At 66.1% G+C, this 531-nt stretch carries 2 protein-coding genes; both read left to right on the forward strand.

The annotated features are described in order from the left end of the window. Positions 1 to 267, forward strand: a 267-nt coding sequence (locus tag JCM25156_RS20045; protein WP_025814558.1) for an ABC transporter permease, incomplete at its 5' end; no start/stop codon positions are given. A gap of 29 nt (positions 268 to 296) precedes the next feature. Continuing rightward, on the forward strand, positions 297 to 506 hold the full coding sequence (locus JCM25156_RS20050; protein WP_025814559.1) for a hypothetical protein: 210 nt from the start codon (positions 297 to 299) through the stop codon (positions 504 to 506). The last annotated feature ends 25 nt before the right edge of the window (positions 507 to 531 follow it).

Below are 531 nucleotides of genomic sequence, written 5' to 3' on the forward strand. Positions count from 1 at the left end.
CGCCTGCCCGCCGCCATGCCGTCCTTTGCATCGGGGGTGCGGATGGCCACCGCCATAGCGCCTATCGGGGCGGTGGTGGGGGAGTGGGTCGGGGCGTCCTCCGGGCTGGGCTTTCTCATGCAGACGGCGAATACCCGCTTCCAGACGGATCTCATGTTCGCGGCGCTTGTGGTGCTGGCGGCCATGACGGTGCTGCTGTGGTGGGGCGTGGACTGGCTGCTGGCGCGCGCGCTGTACTGGCGGCCCCGGCACGCGGATATTGACTGAACTGTTGCAACAGACCACCACCATCCACCATGAACCACGCAACCATGCAGGACAGGATGCTCATGACACGGCCCATCATTCTCGATCTGACACCTGATGCGCAGGGCATGGCGGCCCTGTTCGCCGCCGTGCAGGTTCCCGATCATGTGCGTCCGGTGCTGGTGCTGTTCAGTGGCGGGGCATCACGGTTGAAGGGGCGATCAGGCAGGCGCGCGACCTCCTGCACCAGTACGGCATGACAGATGTGGGCGTGCATGCGGGCTG

The sequence above is a fragment of the Komagataeibacter kakiaceti JCM 25156 genome, from assembly GCF_000613305.1.